General features: G+C 71.5%; 17 protein-coding genes. 16 read left to right on the top strand and 1 reads right to left on the bottom strand.

The genetic code is table 11. The annotated features are described in order from the left end of the window. Positions 1-104 precede the first annotated feature (104 nt). Positions 105-656, bottom strand: coding sequence for a carbonic anhydrase (locus ABZ721_RS36015; protein ID WP_358793006.1), 552 nt, complete (start codon positions 654-656; stop codon positions 105-107). Positions 657-855: 199 nt separating this feature from the next. Here ABZ721_RS36015 and mraZ point away from each other — a divergent pair, with 199 nt between their 5' ends. From mraZ to ABZ721_RS35935, 16 genes are all read left to right on the top strand, one after another. Beyond that, positions 856-1287 carry a division/cell wall cluster transcriptional repressor MraZ gene (gene mraZ / locus ABZ721_RS36010; protein ID WP_269272744.1) on the top strand — a complete coding sequence of 144 codons (432 nt, stop codon included), beginning with the start codon at positions 856-858 and terminating at the stop codon, positions 1285-1287. Positions 1288-1584: 297 nt separating this feature from the next. Beyond that, complete coding sequence (rsmH, locus tag ABZ721_RS36005; RefSeq protein ID WP_358793028.1) at positions 1585-2514, top strand: 16S rRNA (cytosine(1402)-N(4))-methyltransferase RsmH; 930 nt, start codon at positions 1585-1587, stop codon at positions 2512-2514. Further along, positions 2511-2969, top strand: a complete 459-nt coding sequence (locus ABZ721_RS36000) for a hypothetical protein (protein ID WP_358793005.1) — start codon at positions 2511-2513, stop codon at positions 2967-2969. Before rsmH ends, ABZ721_RS36000 begins: the two co-directional genes overlap by 4 nt. Positions 2970-3019: 50 nt before the next feature. Further along, a complete protein-coding gene (locus tag ABZ721_RS35995; protein ID WP_358793004.1) occupies positions 3020-5041 on the top strand; it encodes a penicillin-binding protein 2 in 2022 nt (673 codons plus the stop codon). 86 nt (positions 5042-5127) lie between these two features. After that, the gene (locus ABZ721_RS35990) at positions 5128-6684 is read left to right on the top strand and encodes a UDP-N-acetylmuramoyl-L-alanyl-D-glutamate--2,6-diaminopimelate ligase (RefSeq protein WP_358793003.1); all 1557 of its coding nucleotides are present in this window, start codon (positions 5128-5130) and stop codon (positions 6682-6684) included. After that, positions 6681-8093 carry a UDP-N-acetylmuramoyl-tripeptide--D-alanyl-D-alanine ligase gene (murF, locus tag ABZ721_RS35985; RefSeq protein WP_358793002.1) on the top strand — a complete coding sequence of 471 codons (1413 nt, stop codon included), beginning with the start codon at positions 6681-6683 and terminating at the stop codon, positions 8091-8093. Before ABZ721_RS35990 ends, murF begins: the two co-directional genes overlap by 4 nt. Further along, complete coding sequence (gene mraY / locus ABZ721_RS35980) at positions 8090-9154, top strand: phospho-N-acetylmuramoyl-pentapeptide-transferase (protein WP_138356957.1); 1065 nt, start codon at positions 8090-8092, stop codon at positions 9152-9154. Before murF ends, mraY begins: the two co-directional genes overlap by 4 nt. Next, complete coding sequence (gene murD, locus ABZ721_RS35975) at positions 9151-10596, top strand: UDP-N-acetylmuramoyl-L-alanine--D-glutamate ligase (RefSeq protein ID WP_358793001.1); 1446 nt, start codon at positions 9151-9153, stop codon at positions 10594-10596. Before mraY ends, murD begins: the two co-directional genes overlap by 4 nt. A gap of 73 nt (positions 10597-10669) precedes the next feature. Next, on the top strand, positions 10670-12052 hold the full coding sequence (ftsW, locus tag ABZ721_RS35970; protein WP_358793000.1) for a putative lipid II flippase FtsW: 1383 nt from the start codon (positions 10670-10672) through the stop codon (positions 12050-12052). Between the two features lie 6 nt (positions 12053-12058). Next, positions 12059-13153, top strand: coding sequence for an undecaprenyldiphospho-muramoylpentapeptide beta-N-acetylglucosaminyltransferase (gene murG / locus ABZ721_RS35965; protein ID WP_358792999.1), 1095 nt, complete (start codon positions 12059-12061; stop codon positions 13151-13153). Between the two features lie 103 nt (positions 13154-13256). Then, positions 13257-14039, top strand: coding sequence for an FtsQ-type POTRA domain-containing protein (locus tag ABZ721_RS35960; RefSeq protein ID WP_358792998.1), 783 nt, complete (start codon positions 13257-13259; stop codon positions 14037-14039). Positions 14040-14288: 249 nt separating this feature from the next. Then, positions 14289-15524 (top strand): cell division protein FtsZ, encoded by a 1236-nt coding sequence (ftsZ, locus tag ABZ721_RS35955; RefSeq protein ID WP_358792997.1) that lies wholly within the window; start codon positions 14289-14291, stop codon positions 15522-15524. A 224-nt stretch (positions 15525-15748) separates the two neighbouring features. Continuing rightward, positions 15749-16468, top strand: coding sequence for a YggS family pyridoxal phosphate-dependent enzyme (locus ABZ721_RS35950; RefSeq protein WP_358793027.1), 720 nt, complete (start codon positions 15749-15751; stop codon positions 16466-16468). A 64-nt stretch (positions 16469-16532) separates the two neighbouring features. Then, positions 16533-17129, top strand: coding sequence for a cell division protein SepF (gene sepF / locus ABZ721_RS35945; protein ID WP_277437755.1), 597 nt, complete (start codon positions 16533-16535; stop codon positions 17127-17129). A 61-nt stretch (positions 17130-17190) separates the two neighbouring features. After that, the gene (locus ABZ721_RS35940; RefSeq protein WP_138356950.1) at positions 17191-17475 is read left to right on the top strand and encodes a YggT family protein; all 285 of its coding nucleotides are present in this window, start codon (positions 17191-17193) and stop codon (positions 17473-17475) included. Between the two features lie 49 nt (positions 17476-17524). Further along, the gene (locus ABZ721_RS35935) at positions 17525-18718 is read left to right on the top strand and encodes a DivIVA domain-containing protein (RefSeq protein ID WP_358792996.1); all 1194 of its coding nucleotides are present in this window, start codon (positions 17525-17527) and stop codon (positions 18716-18718) included. Positions 18719-18818: the final 100 nt, after the last annotated feature.

Raw genomic sequence — 18818 nt, 5'->3', positions numbered from 1 at the left:
ACCGGCTCCTCCCCGAATGCGGTGCACCACACGCCCGGGCGGGTGAGGGGGTGCCGCACGATGCATTGTTCCCTCGAACGGCGCCCCGCGTCACTCGCCTGCCGTTACTGGGCTGTGATTTCCCGCAGCAGACCGGTGTGCACGTCGAAGACAAACCCGCGTACATCGTCCTTATGGGCCAGGAAGGGGGACGTACGCACCCGCATCATCGACTGGCGAACGTCCTGGTCGATGTCGGTGAAGGCCTCGACGGCCCAGGTCGGGCGCTGGCCGACCTCGTGCTCCAGTTCGTTCCTGAAGTCCTCCGTGATGCTCTGCATGCCGCAACTGGTGTGGTGGATGAGGATCACCGAGCGGGTGCCGAGTGCCCGCTGGCTGATGGTCAGGGAACGGATGGTGTCGTCGGTGACCACCCCGCCGGCGTTGCGGATCGTGTGGCAGTCGCCGAGGTTGAGGCCCAGCGCCGCGTGCAGGTCGATGCGGGCGTCCATGCACGCGACGACGGCAACGCCCAGCACCGGCCGGGCGTCCATCCCGGGATCGCTGAAGGCTGCCGCGTAGCGCTGGTTGGCGCTCACCAGGCGGTCGATGACGGAGTCGGGTGCGGAGGCGGGCTCGGCGCCGGCTCCGGATGGCTGCGCTGCGGATATCGACATGGGAACGACGTTAAAGGGCGCGGGCCGGTCCCACCTGCTGTGGGGCCGGGAAAAAGCCGGTCAATCGGCCGCGGTGTGAGCTAACCCACAGGCGTTGTCCACCCTTCGGCCGACCGGCGCGCGGGGGCCGTCGATTGCGTTGACGGTGGGGCGCAGTGGAGTAAAGTGGCGCGAAATGGGGTCCTGTGCGGGAGGTGTCGTGTTCCTCGGAACGTACGCGCCGCGACTCGACGACAAGAGCCGCCTGGTCCTGCCCGCGAAGTTCCGGGAGCAGCTCGCCCCGGGGCTGGTGATCACCAAGGGCCAGGAGCGCTGCCTGTACGTGTGGCCGCTGCGCGGATTCCAGGCCGTGACGGAGGAACTGCGCCGGGCGCCCCTGACGTCCAAGCCCGCGAGGGACTACATGCGGGTGCTGTTCGCCGGGGCCACCGACGAGGTGCCCGACAAGCAGGGCCGGATCCACGTCCCGCAGCCGCTGCGGGAGTACGCGGGGCTGGACCGGGACTGTGCGGTGATCGGCGCCAACACCCGGGTCGAGGTGTGGTCCGCCACGGCCTGGGACCGCTACCTGGCGGCCCAGGAAGACACCTTTTCGGCCCTGTCGGAGGAGGTTCCGACCGGATTACTGTGACCCCGGCCCCCACTCGCAGCGTCACCCCGGTGTACGTATGGCTCGGCCTCCTCCCGCTCCCCGGCTCCACTGGCTCCACTTCCCCGGCGCCAGAGGACCACTTCCTTCCGAGCGGGCGGGGACCAGGCCATATGTCGAAGAAGTCGAAGCAGCCGAAGAACCGAGAAGGGCCCCATGAGCGCCGTCCCCGCCCCGCAGTCCGAGCCGCATGGCGCCCCCGCGGACCCCGCCGTCACCGAGCCCGCCGCCACCGCGGCCTCCGGCTCCGGCCCCGCGCCCGCCAAGCACGTGCCCGTGATGCTGCGCCGCTGCCTGGACCTGCTGGCCCCCGCGCTGGCCGAACCGGGCGCCGTGGTGGTGGACGCGACGCTGGGGCTGGGCGGCCACAGCGAGGCGCTGCTGACGACGTTCCCCTCGGCCCGGCTGGTCGGCATCGACCGCGACCCCGCCGCCCTCAAGCTCTCCGCCGAGCGCCTGGCGCCGTTCGGCGACCGGGCCACGCTCGTGCACGCCGTCTACGACGAGGTGGCGGACGTCCTCGACCGGCTCGGCATCCCCAGGGTCCAGGGCGTGCTGTTCGACCTCGGCGTCTCGTCGATGCAGCTCGACGAGGCGGACCGCGGCTTCGCGTACGCGCAGGACGCCCCGCTGGACATGCGGATGGACCAGACGACCGGCATCAGCGCCGCCGAGGTCCTCAACACCTACCCGCCGGGCGACCTGGTGCGGATCCTGCGCACCTACGGCGAGGAGAAGTTCGCCCGCAAGATCGTGGACGCGGTCGTCAAGCAGCGCGTGAAGGAGCCGTTCACCAACAGCGCGCGGCTGGTCGACCTGATCCGCGAGGTGCTCCCGCAGGCCGCCAAGCGCACCGGCGGCAACCCCGCCAAGCGCACCTTCCAGGCGCTGCGCATCGAGGTCAACGCCGAGCTCGCCGCCGTCGAGAACGCGATCCCCGCGGCGCTGGGCGCGCTGGCGGTCGGCGGCCGGATCGCCGTGCTGTCGTACCAGTCGCTGGAGGACCGCATCGTCAAGCAGGCGTTCGCGGCGGGCGCCGCCAACACCGCCCCGCCCGGCCTGCCCGTGGTGCCGGAGCAGTACCAGCCCCGGCTGAAGCTGCTCACCCGCGGCGCGGAACTGCCGACCGAGGAGGAGATCGCGGAGAACAAGCGCGCCGCCCCGGCCCGGCTGCGCGGCGCCGAACGGATCCGCGAGGAGGCGCTGTGACACCGGCCCGGTCGGCCACGGCGGCCCGCGCGCCCTTCGTCCTGCTGGTGGTGGCCCTGCTGGCCGGCGGCCTGATCTCGCTGCTCCTGCTGAACGGGGCCGTCAACCAGGACTCCTTCGAGCTGAACCGGCTGCAGAAGGACACCACCACGTACACCGACGAGGAGCAGGCGCTCCAGCAGGACGTGGACCGGTACAAGGCGCCCGACGCGCTCGACCGGCGCGCCCGCGAGCTGGGCATGGTCCCCGGCGGCAACCCCGCCTTCCTGAACCCCGACGGCACCGTGCGCGGCGACCCCACCGAGGCCGAGTCCGCGCCGTCCCCGTCCTCCGCCGGCAGGACCCACGAGCCGGCCGCCGCGACGACGAGCGCGGCTCCCGCCGCGAAGCCGTCCGGCGCCGCCTCCGCGCGGACCTCCGGCACCTCCCCGACCTCCCCGACCACCGGCAGGTGACCCCGTGACCAGTCCTCGCACCCTGCGCGCCGCTCCGGGGGACGGTGCGCATGAGTGAGCCGAGGCGCCCGCAGCGCGGCCGGCTGCCCGGTCCCGCCGGGCCCCGGCGGACCGCGGCGCCGGGAGCGGCGGGTCAGGGCGCCCAGCGGTCGCCGGGCGCCGGGCGGCCCGGCCGCCCCGCCCCGGGCGGCAACCGCGGGCCCGCCGCCCGGCGCCCGCTGCGCCCGCCGCGCCCGTCGGCCCCGCTGCGGCTGGGCCAGGCCAAGCCCCGGCTGCGGCTCGTCAGCGTCGCGCTGACGCTGGTGATGCTCGCCTTCGTCGTCCGGCTGCTGCAGGTGCAGGCCGTCGACGCGCCCGCGTACGCGGCCAAGGCGGACGTCAACCGGTGGGTCACGCACACCGTCGCCGCCGACCGGGGGACCATCACCGACCGCTCGGGCACCGACCTGGCGACGACCGTCGACGCGTACGACATCACCGCGGACCCGTTCCTGTTCACCCCCGCCCAGACGAAGACCCCGGACGCGCCCGCGCAGGCCGCCGAACTCCTCGCGCCGATCGTCGGCGGCGACGCGCGGACCATCGCCAAGAAGCTCGCCACCCCGAAGTCCCGCTACCAGGTCATCGCCCGGCAGCAGTCCCCGCAGGTCTGGAACCAGATCAAGGACCTCAAGCGGGCGCTGAGCGCCAAGGCCGCCAAGACGAAGGGCGGCACCGGCGACGTCCTGGCTGGCGTCTTCAGCGACCCGCACACCAAGCGGGTCTACCCCGGCGGCGACCTCGCCGCCGGCGTGATCGGCTTCGTCAACGGCGAGGGCACCGGCGGCGGCGGTCTGGAGGCGATGCTCAACCAGGAGCTGGCGGGCGAGGCCGGCCGGATCCGCTACGCCCAGTCCAACGGCCGCCAGGTCCCGACCGCCGGGATCCAGGAGCACCCCGCCGTGCCCGGCTCCGACGTCCAGCTGACGATCGACCGCGACATCCAGTGGGCGGCGCAGAGCGCCATCACCGCGCAGGTGCAGAAGTCCAAGGCGGACCGCGGCTACGTCATCGTCCAGGACACCCGCACCGGCGAGATCCTCGCGATGGCCAACGCCCCCGGCTACGACCCGAACGACCTGGCGCACGCCGGCCGGAACTCCCTGGGCAACGCGGCCCTCCAGGACGCCTACGAGCCCGGCAGCGTCAGCAAGCTGATGTCGATGGCCGCCGTCCTCGACCAGGGCGTCGCGACCCCGCAGACCCACGTCACGGTCCCCGGCACGCTGCCGCGCGCCGACCGCGTCTTCCACGACGACGTGGACCACGGCACCTGGTCGCTGACCCTCAACGGGGTGCTCGCCAAGTCCAGCAACATCGGCACGATCCTGGCGACCGGCCAGCTCGGCACGACCCAGGCGCAGGCGAACGCGGTGCTGTACGCGTACCTGAAGAAGTTCGGGATCGGCGACCCCACCGGGCTCGGCTTCCCCGGCGAGACCCGCGGGATCCTGGCCAAGCCGCAGAAGTGGAACGCGTCGCAGCAGTACACGATCCCGTTCGGCCAGGGCCTGTCGGTCAACGCCCTGCAGGCCACCTCCGTCTACTCGACGGTCGCCAACGGCGGGGTCCGCGTGCAGCCCAGCCTGATCCGCGGCATCACCGGCCCCGACGGCCGCTTCGTGCCGGCCGAGGCGCCCAAGGAGTCCCGGGTGGTCAGCGAGAAGACCGCGAAGACGCTGGCGACCATGCTCGAGTCCGTCGTCGGCGACGAGCAGGGCACCGGGAACAAGGCGCGCATCGCCGGCTACCGGGTCGCGGGCAAGACCGGCACGGCCAACCGGGTGGACCCGGCCACCGGCCGCTACCAGGGCTACACCGCCTCGTTCCTGGGTTTCGCACCCGCCGACGACCCGCGGGTCACCGTCTCCTGCGTGATCCAGAACCCGACCAGCGGCAGCTACTTCGGCGGGCAGATCTGCGGCCCGGTCTTCAAGCAGGTCATGGAATTCGCCCTCAAATCCCTGCAGGCCGCGCCCTCCGGCACACAGGCGCCGCACCTGCCCGTCGAGTTCGACCCAACGAAGAGGTGACAACGATCACATCCGACGCGGACCGACCCGGCCGGGGCCGGGGGTCTTTTGGCTCCGAGCGGGGCGGGCCCGGTAACCTCACCGCCGTGCCGAAAGCTGATCAGTCCCCTCACAAACAGCCGGGCGCGCCCCGCCCGTCCGCAGTCCGACCCAAAGCGCCGGCGGAGCTGGCCGCGCGGCTGGGCGCGGAACCACCGGCGGACGGTGCCCCCGCCACCGGCATCACCCACGACTCCCGGGCGGTACGCCCCGGAGACGTCTACGCGGCGCTTCCGGGCGCCCGCTTCCACGGCGCCGACTTCGCCGCCCAGGCCGCGGACCTGGGCGCCGTCGCCATCCTCACCGACCCGGCCGGTGCCGAACGGGCGGCGGCCACCGGCCTGCCCGTGCTGACCGTGGAGGACCCGCGCTCCCGGATGGGCGCGCTGGCCGCCTGGATCTACGACGAGCCGGGCGAGTCCCTGCTGCAGATCGGCATCACCGGAACGTCGGGCAAGACCACCACGGCCTACCTGATCGAGGGCGGGCTGCGGGCCGTCCACGGCAAGGCCACCGGCCTCATCGGCACCGTCGAGTCGCGGATCGGCGACGAGCGGATCAAGAGCGAGCGCACCACGCCCGAGGCCACCGACCTCCAGGCGCTCTTCGGGGTGATGCACGAACGCGGCGTCCGCTCGGTCGTCATGGAGGTCTCCAGCCACGCGCTGGTGCTCGGCCGGGTCGACGGCGCCGTCTTCGACGTGGCGGTCTTCAACAACCTCAGCCCCGAGCACATGGAATTCCACTCGGACATGGAGGACTACTTCCAGGCGAAGGCGCGGCTGTTCACGCCGCAGCGCAGCCGGGTCGCCGTCGTCAACCTGGACGACGCGTACGGCCGCCGGCTCGTCGCCGAGGCCGGGGTCCCCGTCACCACGTTCTCCGCCGAGGGGGACCTGGACGCCGACTGGCGCGCCACGGACGTCGAGACGGGCCCGCTGGGCAGCACCTTCACCGTCACCGGGCCCAAGGGCGAGACGGCGCGCGCCGCCGCCCCGCTGCCCGGGCCGTTCAACGTCGCCAACACCCTCGCCGCGATCACCGCGCTGGTCATCGCCGGCGTGGACCCGCAGACCGCGGCGGACGGCGTCGCCGCCGTCCCCGGGGTCCCCGGCCGGCTGGAGGGCGTCGACGCCGGCCAGCCGTACCTCGCGGTGGTCGACTACGCCCACAAGACCGACGCCGTCGAGTCCGTGCTGCGCGCCCTGCGCAAGACCACCGAGGGCCGCATCCACGCGGTGCTCGGCTGCGGCGGCGACCGCGACCAGCTCAAGCGCGGCCCGATGGGCGCCGCCTGCGCACGGCTCGCGGACACCGCCGTGCTGACGTCCGACAACCCGCGCTCCGAGGACCCGCTCGCGATCCTCGCCGCGATGCTGAACGGAGCAGCCGAAGTACCCGCCCATGAGCGCGGACACGTCATCGTAGAGCCCGACCGGGCCGCCGCCATCGCCATCGCGGTAGCCCGGGCCGAGCCCGGCGACATCGTGCTGGTCGCGGGCAAGGGCCACGAACAGGGCCAGGACATCGCCGGAGTGGTACGCCCCTTCGACGACCGGGAAGTACTGCGCGCCGCCATCGAGAAGGACCAGGAACAGCTGTGATCCCACTCACCCTCGCCGAGGTCGCTGACGCGGTCGGCGGGAGCATGCACGACATACCGGAACCAGGGACGCGTGTGACGGGCCCCGTGGTCATCGACTCCCGCGAGGTGGTGCCCGGCGCGCTGTTCGCCGCCTTCGCCGGCGAGCGCGTGGACGGCCACGACTACGCGGCGGGTGCCGTGAAGGACGGAGCGGTGGCGGTCCTCGCCTCCCGCCCCGTCGGGGTGCCCGCGATCGTCGTCGACGACGTGGTGGCCGCGCTCGGCGCGCTCGCCAGGACCGTCATCGCGCGGCTCGGCGCGACCACCGTCGCCCTCACCGGTTCCGCCGGCAAGACCAGCACCAAGGACCTGATGGCCCAGCTGCTGGAACGGCACGCTCCGACGGTCTGGACGCCCGGCTCGCTGAACAACGAGATCGGGCTGCCGCTCACCGCGCTGCGCGCCGACGAGTCCACCCGGCACCTGGTGCTGGAGATGGGCGCCCGCGGCATCGGCCACATCCGGTACCTGACGGAGCTGACGCCGCCGAGGATCGGCGCCGTCCTGAACGTCGGGGCCGCGCACATCGGCGAGTTCGGCGGCCGCGACCGCACCGCCATCGCGAAGGGCGAACTCGTCGAGTCGCTGCCCTCCGCGATGGAGGGCGGGGTGGCGGTGCTCAACGCCGACGACCCCCTGGTGCGCGCGATGGCGTCGCGCACCACGGCCCGCGTCGTGCTCTTCGGCGAGGGGCCGGACGCCGACGTCCGCGGGGAGAATGTCCGGCTCAACGAGCGAGGTCAGGCGCTCTTCACACTCCGCACACCCACCGGGTGCGCCGAAGTGACCTTGCGCCTGTACGGTGAGCACCACGTGTCGAACGCGCTCGCCGCGGCCGCCGTCGCCGGTGAACTGGGCATGCCCGTCGAGGAGATCGCCACCGCGCTCTCCGCCGCGGGAACCCTGTCGCACTGGCGCATGGAGGTCACCGAGCGGCCCGACGGCGTGACGGTCGTCAACGACGCCTACAACGCGAACCCCGACTCCATGAGAGCCGCTCTGCGCGCGCTCGCCGCCATGGGGCGCGGGCGCCGTACGTGGGCGGTGCTCGGCGAGATGGCCGAACTCGGTGAGGAGTCCCTCACCGAGCACGACGCGGTCGGGCGACTGGTCGTCCGGCTCAACGTCAGCAAGCTCGTGGCCGTGGGCGGCTCGGAAGCCGCCTGGTTGGATATGGGCGCCAAGAACGAGGGTTCGTGGGGTGAGGAGTCGGTGCACGTGTCCGACGCGGAGACGGCGATCGACCTGCTGCGCAGCGAGTTGCGCCCGGGGGACGTCGTGCTGGTGAAGGCATCTAGGTCGGTCGGTCTGGAGCGCGTGGCACTGGCGCTGCTCGACGGCACCGAAGGCGAGGTCGCCGCGCGATGAAGCAGATTCTCGTATCCGGTGTGCTCGGTCTCTTCCTGTCGCTGATCGGCACCCCGCTGCTGATCCGCCTGCTGGCCCGCAAGGGTTACGGGCAGATGATCCGTGACGACGGCCCCAAGGCGCACCACAGCAAGCGCGGCACCCCCACGATGGGCGGCATCTCGTTCATCCTGGCGACCCTGGTCGCGTACGCCGCGACCAAGGTCATCACCAGCGAGCGGCCGACCATGTCCGGCCTGCTGGTGCTCTTCCTGACCGCGGGCCTCGGCCTGGTCGGCTTCCTGGACGACTACATCAAGATCGTCAAGCAGCGGAGCCTGGGCCTGCGGGCCAAGGCGAAGCTGGGCGGCCAGCTCATCGTCGGCATCGCGTTCGCGGTCCTGGCGCTGAACTTCTCGGACTCGCGCGGCCAGACGCCGGCCTCCACCAAGCTGTCGTTCACCCAGGACTTCGGGTGGACCATCGGCCCGGTGATCTTCGTCATCTGGGCGCTGTTCATGATCCTGGCGATGTCCAACGGCGTGAACCTCACCGACGGCCTCGACGGCCTGGCCACCGGCGCGTCCGTGATGGTCTTCGCCGCCTACACCGTCATCGGCGTCTGGCAGTACGGCCAGTGGTGCGGGGCGCCGCTCAGCGCCAACGGCGCCTGTTACGAGGTCAGGGACCCGCTCGACCTGGCGGTCGTGGCCGCGGCCCTGATGGGCGCGTGCTTCGGCTTCCTGTGGTGGAACACCTCACCGGCCAAGATCTTCATGGGCGACACCGGCTCGCTGGCGCTGGGCGGGGCCCTGGCCGGCCTGGCGATCTGCTCGCGCACCGAGATGCTGCTGGCGATCCTGGGCGGCCTGTTCGTCCTCATCACGCTCTCCGTCGTCATCCAGGTCGGCTCCTTCCGGCTCACCGGCAAGCGGGTCTTCCGGATGGCGCCACTCCAGCACCACTTCGAACTGAAGGGCTGGAGCGAGGTCCTGGTCGTGGTCCGGTTCTGGATCATCCAGGGCATGTGCATGGCCATCGGTCTGGGGCTGTTCTACGCCGGCTGGGTGGCCGCCTCGTGACAGCGCCGCCCCCGCCGGCCACCGAACTGGCCGGAGTGCGCGTCACCGTCGCCGGCCTGGGCGTCTCCGGCGTCCCGGCCGCCCGGGCGCTGCACGCGCTCGGCGCCGTCGTCACCGTGGTGAACAGCGGCGACGGCGACAAGGCGCGGGCCGAGGCCGAGAGCCTGCGGGAGCTGGGCGTCACCGTGCGCCTCGGCGACGGCGACACCCTCCCCGAGGGCACCGGACTCGTCGTCACCGCCCCGGGCTGGAAGCCCACCAGCCCGCTCTTCGCGGCCGCCGAGGCGGCCGGGGTCGAGGTGTGGGGCGATGTGGAGCTGGCCTGGCGGCTGCGGGGCGAGAAGGCGGCACCGTGGCTGGCGGTCACCGGCACCAACGGCAAGACCACCACCGTCCAGATGCTCGCCTCCATCCTCACGGCCGCGGGCCTGCGGACCGCCGCCGTCGGCAACATCGGCGTCTCGGTGCTGGACGCCGTGCTCGGCGAGCAGGAGTACGACGTGCTGGCCGTCGAGCTCTCCAGCTACCAGCTGCACTGGGCGCCCAGCGTCCGGCCGCACTCCGCGGTGGTGCTCAACCTCGCGCCCGACCACCTGGACTGGCACGGCTCCATGGCGGCGTACGCCGCCGACAAGGGCCGGATCTACGAGGGCAACCAGGTCGCCTGCGTCTACAACACCGCGGACCCGGCGACCGAGGCGCTGGTCCGCGAGGCGGACGTCGAGGAGGGCGCCCGCGCGATCGGCTTCACCCTCGGCAGCCCGGCCCCGTCCCAGTTCGGCGTCGTGGACGGCATCCTGCTCGACCGCGCGTTCGTCGCCGGGCGGCAGAAGAACGCCCAGGAGCTGGCGGAGGTCTCCGACATCCACCCGCCCGCCCCGCACAACATCGCCAACGCGCTGGCCGCGGCCGCGCTGGCCCGCGCCTTCGGCGTGGAGCCGGCCGCCGTCCGCGACGGGCTGCGCGCCTTCCGGCCCGACGCCCACCGCATCGCGCTGGTGGAGACCGTCGACGAGGTCGCCTACGTGGACGACTCCAAGGCCACCAACACCCACGCCGCCGAGGCGTCGCTGGCCGCCTACGAGTCCATCGTCTGGATCGCCGGCGGCCTCGCCAAGGGCGCCACCTTCGACGAGCTGGTCCAGCGGTCCGCCCCGCGGCTGCGGGGGGCGGTGCTGATCGGCGCCGACCGCGCGCTGATCCGCGAAGCACTCGCGCGACACGCCCCCGAGGTCCCGGTCACCGACCTGGACCGGACCGACACTGGGGCGATGGCCGCGGCGGTGGAGGCGGCGAGGACGCTCTCCCGGCCCGGTGACACGGTCCTGCTGGCACCGGCCTGCGCCTCCATGGACATGTTCACCAACTACGGCGAACGCGGCGAGGCGTTCGCCGGGGCCGTACGGGCCCTGACACCCGAGGGCGCGGGACACGACAACTAGCCGGGCGTCCCCGCGCCGCTGACGACCGCACCCGGTCACCGACCCCCGGGCGCCGCACCACTGGAGGGGACGCATGACGGCAGACCGTTCCGCCGCTCGCGGCGTCGAACGCCGTTCCCGCGAAGGGGCCGCCCGCGTGCTGCCCGCCAAACGCGTCGCGGCGGGCCCCGCCAGGCCCGTTCCGCCGCGCAGAGACGTTACGGCACGGCGGTCGGGACCCCTGGCGGGCCCGCGCAGGCTCCACGACCGCCTCCAGGCGGCCTGGGACCGGCCGCTGACCGCCTATTACCTGATCCTCGGTGGAAGCCTGCTCATCACCGTCCTCGGGCTGGTGATGGTCTACTCCGCGTCGATGATCCAGGCGCTGCGCTACGGCTACCCGTCCACGTTCTACTTCCGCAAGCAGCTGCTCGCCGCCGCCATCGGCACCGTGCTGCTGATCTCCGCCGCCCGGATGCCCGTCAAGCTGCACCGCGCCCTGGCGTATCCGCTGCTGCTCGGCGCCGTCTTCCTGATGTGCCTGGTCCAGGTGCCCGGAATAGGGGAGACGGTCAACGGCAACACCAACTGGATCTCCCTCGGCGGCCCTTTCCAGCTGCAGCCCAGCGAATTCGGCAAGCTCGCGCTCGTCCTGTGGGGCGCGGACCTGCTGGCCCGCAAGAGCGACCGGAACCTGCTGATCCAGTGGAAGCACCTGCTGGTGCCCCTGGTGCCGGTGGCATTCATGGTGCTCGGCCTGATCATGCTCGGCGGCGACATGGGCACCGCGATCATCCTCACCGCGATCCTCTTCGGCCTGCTGTGGCTGGCCGGCGCTCCCACCCGGCTCTTCGTGGGGGTGCTCTCCGGCGCCGCCTTCCTCGCCTTCCTGGCCATCAAGACCAGCCCCAACCGGATGTCACGGCTCGGTTGCATCGCGGCGAGCGATCCGGGCGCCAACGACCAGTGCTGGCAGGCCGTGCACGGCATCTACGCGCTCGCTTCGGGCGGCTGGTTCGGTTCCGGACTGGGCGCGAGTATGGAAAAGTGGGGCGAACTGCCCGAGCCGCACACCGACTTCATCTTCGCCGTCACCGGGGAGGAACTGGGTCTCGCGGGGACGCTGTCGGTTCTCGCCCTCTTCGCGGCCCTAGGCTATGCGGGTATCCGCGTGGCCGGTCGTACGGAGGACCCCTTCGTCAGGTTCGCAGCGGGTGGCGTGACAACCTGGATCACGGCCCAGGCCGTGATCAACATTGGTGCGGTGCTCGGCCTGCTGCCGATCGCCGGAGTCCCGCTTCCGCTGTTCTCCTACGGAGGTTCGGCCCTCCTGCCGACGATGTTCGCGATCGGGTTGCTCATCTCCTTCGCGAGGAGTGAGCCCGGGGCGCGAGCGGCACTTGCCGTGCGCGGTCCCGGTGTGATGTCACGGACGATGAGACGGTTCGTCAAAGGACGGCCGTCCGGGAAGCGGTGAATTTCGGTGCATGTCGTACTCGCCGGCGGGGGGACCGCCGGCCACATCGAGCCTGCGCTCGCGCTCGCCGATGCCCTGCGCAGGCAGGATCCGACCGTAGGAATCACAGCGCTCGGAACGGAGAAGGGCCTGGAGACCAGGCTCGTCCCGGAGCGCGGCTACGAACTGGCGCTCATCCCGGCCGTTCCGCTGCCACGACGCCCCACGCCCGAACTGATCACCGTCCCCGGACGGCTGCGCGGCACCATCAAGGCCGCGGAGCAGATCCTGGAACGCACCAAGGCCGATGTGGTCGTCGGGTTCGGCGGCTACGTCGCGCTCCCCGGCTACCTCGCCGCCAAGCGCCTCGGCGTGCCGATCGTCGTCCACGAGGCCAACGCCCGTCCCGGCCTCGCCAACAAGATCGGCTCGCGCTACGCCCACGGCGTGGCCGTCAGCAGCCCGGACAGCAAGCTGCGCAACGCCCGCTACATCGGCATCCCGCTGCGCCGGACGATCGCCACCCTCGACCGCGCCGCCGTGCGCGCCGAGGCACGGGCCCACTTCGGCCTCGACCAGAACCTCCCGACGCTGCTGGTCTCGGGCGGTTCGCAGGGCGCGCGCCGGCTCAACGAGGTGATCGCCACGGTCGCCTCGCGGCTGCAGCAGTCCGGCGTGCAGATCCTGCACGCCGTCGGCCCGAAGAACGAGCTCCCGGTCTCCGACAACATGCCCGGAATGCCGCCCTACCGGCCGGTTCCGTACATCGACCGGATGGATCTCGCCTACGCGGCCGCCGACATGATGCTCTGCCGGGCCGGCGCGATGACGGTCGCCGAGCTGTCCGCGGTCGGCCTGCCGGCCGCCTACGTCCCGCTGCCCATCGGCAACGGCGAACAGCGCCTCAACGCCCAGCCGCTGGTCAAGGCCGGCGGCGGGCTGCTGGTGGACGACGCGGAGGTGACCCCGGACTGGGTCGTCGGCAACGTGCTCCCGGTCCTCACCGACCCGCACCGGCTGTACGAGATGTCCCGCCACGCCGCCGAGTTCGGCCGTCCCGACGCCGACGACCTGCTGGTCGGCATGGTGTACGAGGCGATCAGCGCCCGCCGGGCAGGATAGGGAGCCCCGGGCGGGCCCGCCGGCCGACGAGGCCGCCGGTCCGCCCTGGGGCCGCCCCCGGTCACGCTCCGGGGGCCGCCAGGGCGCAGGAAGGGGCGAACACATGGCCGGACCGACCACCGCGGAGCGCGGCGAGAAGGCGGAGCCGACCGCCCCCGCACGCCGCACCCCCGACCGCCGCAGGCGCGTCCGCCGCGCCCTGCTGCTCCTGCTCGTCCTGACCACCGTGGTGGCGGCCGGCGGGAGCTGGCTGGTCTACGGCTCGTCCTGGCTGCGGACCGAGAAGGTCGCGGTCAGCGGCACCGAGGCGCTCACCGCGCAGGAGGTGCGCGCCGCCGCGGCCGTACCGCTCGACGGCCCGCTCGCCTCGATCGACACCGGGGCCGTCGAACGCCGGCTGCTCGCCGCCCTGCCGCGGATCGCCGAGGTGGCCGTCGAACGCGACTGGCCGCACACCATCCGGCTGAAAGTGACCGAGAGAACGCCTTCCGCCGTACTGAAAAATGGCGGGAAGTTCATCGAAGTGGACGCGGAAGGCGTACGTTTCGCCACCGTCGCGACCGCTCCCGCGGGTGCTCCTCTGGTGGAATTGACCGCGGAGCAGTCCGCGAGCGTTCTGCACTTCGGAACAAAGGCCATGCTGCAAGCCGCCGTCGAAGTCTCCGCCGACCTCCCCGATTCCGTCCGCAAGGATGCCCGTGTCATCCGGATGCGGTCCTATGACAGCGTCATCGTCGAACTGTCCGGTGATCGGACGGTGGTGTGGGGGAGCGCGGAGGACGGGGCGCGGAAGGCGGCCGTGCTGACCGCTCTGATGAAGGCGGCGAAAAACGCGAACAGATTCGATGTAAGCGCTCCCAGCGCCCCTGCCGCATCGGGAAGTTGACGCCGGGTATCCCGGTTCGCCCCCTGGTTCGCCCGACCGGGCCGTGATCACATAGGGTCAAAAGAAAAACGGGAGGTTCGGCGTGTTCGTTGAACGCACACCGCTTGTCGACTTAGTGTCCTGTCCCAAGGAACGCATGGGACAGGCATACTGGTAACCCTAAACCTCAGCGTTAGGGTTCGGGGCAGCACCGGCGAGCGTACCGACCGTCCCACAGGCATACGTAACTCGAGGCGAGAGGCCTTCGACGTGGCAGCACCGCAGAACTACCTCGCAGTCATCAAGGTCGTCGGAATCGGCGGCGGTGGCGTCAACGCCATCAACCGGATGATCGAGGTCGGTCTCAAGGGCGTCGAGTTCATCGCGATCAACACCGATGCGCAGGCCCTCCTGATGAGCGACGCCGACGTCAAGCTCGACGTCGGCCGCGAACTCACCCGGGGCCTCGGCGCCGGCGCGAACCCCGATGTCGGCCGCAAGGCCGCCGAGGACCACCGCGAAGAGATCGAAGAGGTGCTCAAGGGCGCCGACATGGTCTTCGTCACCGCGGGTGAGGGCGGCGGCACCGGCACCGGCGGCGCGCCCGTGGTCGCCAACATCGCCCGCTCGCTGGGCGCCCTGACGATCGGTGTGGTCACCCGGCCGTTCACCTTCGAGGGCCGCCGCCGCGCGAACCAGGCGGAGGACGGCATCGCCGGTCTCCGCGACAACGTCGACACCCTCATCGTCATCCCCAACGACCGGCTGCTGTCCATCTCGGACCGCCAGGTCAGCGTGCTCGACGCGTTCCGGTCCGCGGACCAGGTCCTGCTGTCGGGCGTGCAGGGGATCACCGACCTGATCACCACCCCGGGTCTGATCAACCTGGACTTCGCCGACGTGAAGTCCGTGATGTCCGAAGCCGGTTCCGCCCTCATGGGCATCGGCTCGGCCCGGGGCGACGACCGCGCGGTCGCGGCCGCGGAGATGGCCATCTCCTCGCCGCTGCTCGAAGCGTCCATCGACGGCGCCCGCGGGGTGCTGCTCTCCATCTCCGGCGGCTCCGACCTCGGCCTGTTCGAGATCAACGAGTCGGCCCAGCTGGTGAGCGAGGCCGCCCACCCCGAGGCCAACATCATCTTCGGCGCGGTCATCGACGACGCGCTCGGCGACGAGGTCCGGGTCACCGTCATCGCGGCCGGCTTCGACGGCGGCCAGCCGCCGCCCAAGGGCAGCCGCGACAAGGTGCTCGGCGCGTACGGCGCCCGCGAGGACGGCCCGTCGGGAGCGGCGGCCGCCACCCCCGCCCGGGTGGGCGCAGCGCCCGAGGTCCCGCGCCCGACCTCCTACAGCGGTCTGGGCAGTGTCCCGGTCCGCGCCGAGGAGCCGGAGCCGGTCGCCGAGGTCGCCCCGCCGACCCCGGTCGCCCCGCCGCACGTGCCGCCGGCCCGTCCCTACCAGGACTCCGCGGCCGAAGAGCTGGACGTACCCGATTTCCTGAAGTGACTTTCCCTCAGTTCGCTGGGTGAAGTGACCTTCTTGTCCCCTTGTTCGTGAAGCGGCCGGTTATGGCCCCTCGGTGAACGGCGCGCATCACGCCCCTCCTTTCGAGGGGGGCGCGATGAGCGCCGTTCGCTGTGTATCGCCCAACTCGCCCGGTTCGATACGGCTACGGGTGAGATATCCCATGTTCGTACCATCGGATCGAATGAAGGAACGTGAGCGAGGCAGTGACGGATCGCAGGGCCGAACTGGCCGCGAACCTGGCCCGGGTCGAGGAGCGGATCGCCTCCGCCTGCGACGCGGCGGGACGCGACCGCAAGGACGTGACGCTCGTCGTGGTCACCAAGACCTACCCCGCGAGCGATGTGCGTCTTCTCTCGGAACTCGGCGTCCGGCAGGTCGCGGAGAACCGCGACCAGGACGCCGCCCCGAAGGCGGCCGAGTGTGCCGATCTGCCGCTGAGCTGGCACTTCGTGGGCCAGTTGCAGACCAATAAAGTCCGTTCCGTGGTCGGTTACGCCGATGTCGTGCACTCCGTCGACCGGCTCCGGCTGGTCACGGCGCTGTCCACCGCGGCCACCGCCCTCGGCCGCGAAGTGGGGTGCCTGGTCCAGGTCGCCCTTGACGCGGAGTCAGGCACCCAGGGCAGCAGGGGCGGCGTCGCGCCCGACGTCGTCGACGGCCTCGCCGACGCGATCGCCGCCGCGCCGGGCCTGCGGCTCGACGGGCTGATGACCGTCGCCCCGCTCGACGGCGCCTACCGGGGCCAACCCCGTGCCGCCTTCGACCGGCTGGCGGAAATCGCATCCGGCCTGCGCGCGACCCATCCGGCTGCCACCATGGTCTCCGCAGGGATGAGCGCCGACCTGGAACAGGCGGTGGCGGCGGGAGCGACACATGTACGCGTCGGTACTGCGGTACTCGGAGTCCGTCCCGGCCTCCGGTAACGTCACCAAACAAGTCGGACCACAGCAATAAATATGGTCTTTCCCCGCTGAGAGGACGCAGAGCATGGCCGGCGCGATGCGCAAGATGGCGGTCTACCTCGGCCTCGTGGAGGACGACGGGTACGACGGCCCGGGATTCGATCCCGACGACGAGTTCGAACCCGAGCCGGAGCCTGAGCGCAACCACAGGCCGCGCAGCCAGCACAATCAGCACAATCAGCTCGCCCAGCACCAGCCACAACAGGACGAACCGGCACGACTCGTCCATGCGCCCGCACCCCGCGAACCGCGAATCGCCCCAGTGGCGTCTATCACACCCGAACGTCACAGCATGGAGAAGAACGCACCGGTGATCATGCCCAAGGTCGTGTCCGAGCGTGAGCCGTACCGGATCACCACACTTCACCCCCGTACCTACAACGAAGCCCGTACCATCGGGGAACACTTCCGCGAGGGCACACCGGTGATCATGAATCTGACGGAGATGGACGACACGGACGCGAAGCGCCTTGTCGACTTCGCCGCCGGCCTGGTCTTCGGCCTGCACGGCAGCATCGAGCGGGTGACGCAGAAGGTGTTCCTGCTGTCGCCTGCTAACGTCGATGTCACGGCGGAGGACAAGGCCCGCATCGCCGAGGGCGGGTTCTTCAACCAGAGCTGAGCACCACCACCGAGAAAATCCGGCCAACAGGCCGAAGGCGAGCAGGGGAGAGGGAAGCGCGATGAGCTACGCACTACAGGTGCTCTACATCGTGCTGATGTGCTTCCTGATCGTGCTGATCTTCCGGTTGGTGATGGATTACGTCTTCCAGTTCGCGCGCTCGTGGCAACCTGGCAAGCCGATGGTGGTGGTCCTGGAGGCCACCTACACCGTCACCGATCCGCCACTCAAGCTTCTGCGGCGGTTCATTCCGCCGCTGCGTCTCGGGGGCGTGGCGCTCGACCTGTCCTTCTTCGTATTGATGATCATCGTGCTCATCCTGCTCCGCGTTGTCGGGAGTCTGTGATGAACGATGCGGACTCCCGATATGTCGACGATCACGTTGAGGTGAAGAGATGCCGCTGACCCCCGAGGACGTGCGGAACAAGCAGTTCACGACCGTCCGCCTCCGAGAAGGCTATGACGAGGACGAGGTCGACGCCTTCCTCGATGAGGTCGAGGGAGAGCTGACCAGGCTCCTGCGAGAAAACGAGGACCTGCGCGCCAAACTGGCCGCGGCCACCCGAGCCGCCGCCCAGAACCAGCAGCAGGGCATGCGCAAGCCGGAATCGCAGGACCGTCCGGTCCCCGCGGCCATATCCGGACCGCAGCCCGTGCCGCCGCAGCAGATGGGTCCGCCCCAGCAGATGGGGCAGCCCCAGCAGCAGTCCGGCGCGCTGCAGCTGCCCGCCGGGCCGAGCGCCCAGCAGCAGCAGCACGGCCCCGGCCCGATGGGCCAGGGCGGCCCCATGGGCCAGGGTCCGATGGGCCAGGGCCCCATGGGTCAGGGTCCGATGGGCCAGAACAACATGGGCCAGCAGCACCCGATGCAGCAGCAGCACCCCATGCAGCAGCAGCACCCGATGCAGCAGCAGGGCCACCCCATGCAGCAGCAGTCGCCCGGCGGCGACAGCGCGGCCCGGGTGCTCTCGCTGGCGCAGCAGACCGCCGACCAGGCGATCGCGGAGGCCCGTTCCGAGGCCAACAAGATCGTCGGCGAGGCACGCAGCCGCGCCGAGGGCCTGGAGCGGGACGCCCGTGCCAAGGCTGACGCCCTGGAGCGGGACGCGCAGGAAAAGCACCGCGTCGCGATGGGCTCCCTGGAGTCCGCCCGCGCCACGCTGGAGCGCAAGGTCGAGGACCTGCGCGGCTTCGAGCGCGAGTACCGGACCCGCCTGAAGTCCTACCTGGAGAGCCAGCTGCGCCAGCTGGAGACCCAGGCGGACGACTCGCTGGCCCCGCCGCGCTCCCCGGCCGCTCCGTCGCTGCCCGCTCCGTCCTCCATGGGCGGCGGCACGATGGGTGGATCCATGGGCGGTGGCATGGCTTCGGCCGGCGCCGGCGCGATGGGCCACAACAACGGCCAGAACCCCTCGTACGGCAACCAGGGCATGGGCCACAGCGGCCCGAACCCGACGTACGGCGGTCAGCAGCAGATGTCGCCGGCGATGACCCAGCCGATGGCGCCGGTGCGGCCGCAGAGCCCGCAGCCGCTGCAGCAGGCACCCACGCCGATGCGCGGGTTCCTGATCGACGAGGACGACAACTAGTCGCCCGCCGAACGGATGGTCGGTCTCCGGGAGGACCCGGTCGAGCGGCAGGCTCGCCAGTAGCTTGGGCTTCCGCAGCATCGAAGCGTTGACCGAGAAG

This window comes from Streptomyces sp. NPDC006733 (assembly GCF_040636125.1).
Taxonomy (GTDB): Bacteria; Actinomycetota; Actinomycetes; order Streptomycetales; family Streptomycetaceae; genus Actinacidiphila.
Note: the sequence above shows the minus strand (reverse complement) of the source record. Positions and strands in the feature narration are given on the sequence as shown.

Bases quoted from the DNA above. Each gene is read 5' to 3' on its own strand.
- ABZ721_RS35995 (WP_358793004.1), top strand. From the start codon at position 3,020: ATGAGTGAGCCGAGGCGCCCGCAGCGCGGCCGGCTGCCCGGTCCCGCC.
- mraY (WP_138356957.1), top strand. From the start codon at position 8,090: ATGAAGCAGATTCTCGTATCCGGTGTGCTCGGTCTCTTCCTGTCGCTG.
- sepF (WP_277437755.1), top strand. From the start codon at position 16,533: ATGGCCGGCGCGATGCGCAAGATGGCGGTCTACCTCGGCCTCGTGGAG.
- rsmH (WP_358793028.1), top strand. From the start codon at position 1,585: ATGCTGCGCCGCTGCCTGGACCTGCTGGCCCCCGCGCTGGCCGAACCG.
- ftsW (WP_358793000.1), top strand. From the start codon at position 10,670: ATGACGGCAGACCGTTCCGCCGCTCGCGGCGTCGAACGCCGTTCCCGC.
- ABZ721_RS35960 (WP_358792998.1), top strand. From the start codon at position 13,257: ATGGCCGGACCGACCACCGCGGAGCGCGGCGAGAAGGCGGAGCCGACC.
- ABZ721_RS35935 (WP_358792996.1), top strand. From the start codon at position 17,525: ATGCCGCTGACCCCCGAGGACGTGCGGAACAAGCAGTTCACGACCGTC.
- ABZ721_RS35940 (WP_138356950.1), top strand. From the start codon at position 17,191: ATGAGCTACGCACTACAGGTGCTCTACATCGTGCTGATGTGCTTCCTG.
- ABZ721_RS36015 (WP_358793006.1), bottom strand. From the start codon at position 656: ATGTCGATATCCGCAGCGCAGCCATCCGGAGCCGGCGCCGAGCCCGCC.